Source organism: Arthrobacter sp. JCM 19049 (genome assembly GCF_001310435.1).
The window spans coordinates 1-590 of record NZ_BAXF01000900.1 but is presented as its reverse complement, the minus strand read 5'-3'; the positions used below and the strand labels follow the sequence as shown (position 1 = coordinate 590).

The 590-nt window shown below is 71.0% G+C and carries 1 protein-coding gene; it reads right to left on the bottom strand.

The window, feature by feature from the left end; translation table 11 throughout:
- Positions 1 to 590 (bottom strand): acetylglutamate kinase (gene argB, locus JCM19049_RS17010; RefSeq protein WP_374700354.1); only part of this gene is annotated, 590 nt, incomplete at both ends.

The window sequence follows — 590 nt, the reverse complement described above, 5'->3', positions numbered from 1 at the left end:
CGTTCAGCACCGCCCCGGTCGGCTCCCCGTCGGCCCCCACTTCCGGGGCGACGGTGGAGAGCACCGGGATCATCTGCGCGGCCAGCAGGTTGTCGATCTGGTCGGTGCGCACCGCGGTGACCTCACCGACCAGGCCCAGGTCCACCTCGACGCCGTCCACGGTGGTGCCGGTGCGCACCGCCTGCAGGGTGGCCCCGTCCTCCCCGGACAGGCCCACCGCGTAGGGCCCGTGGGAGTTGATCAGCCCGATCAGGTCGCGCTGCACCTGGCCGGTGAGCACCATGCGCACCACGTCCATGGCCTCGGGGGTGGTCACCCGCAGCCCGCCGCGGAATTCGGATTCGATGCCCAGCTTGTCCAGCATCGCGTTGATCTGCGGGCCGCCCCCGTGCACCACCACCGGGTTGATCCCGGCGTGGCGCAGGAACACGATGTCCTGGGCAAACGCGCGGCGCAGGCCATCGTTGACCATGGCGTTGCCGCCGTACTTGATGACCATGGTGGTCCCGGCGAAGCGCTGAATCCAGGGCAGCGCCTCGATCAGCGCCTCGGCCTTGCGCTGGGCCAGGTCCATGCCGGTCGGCTCCGGC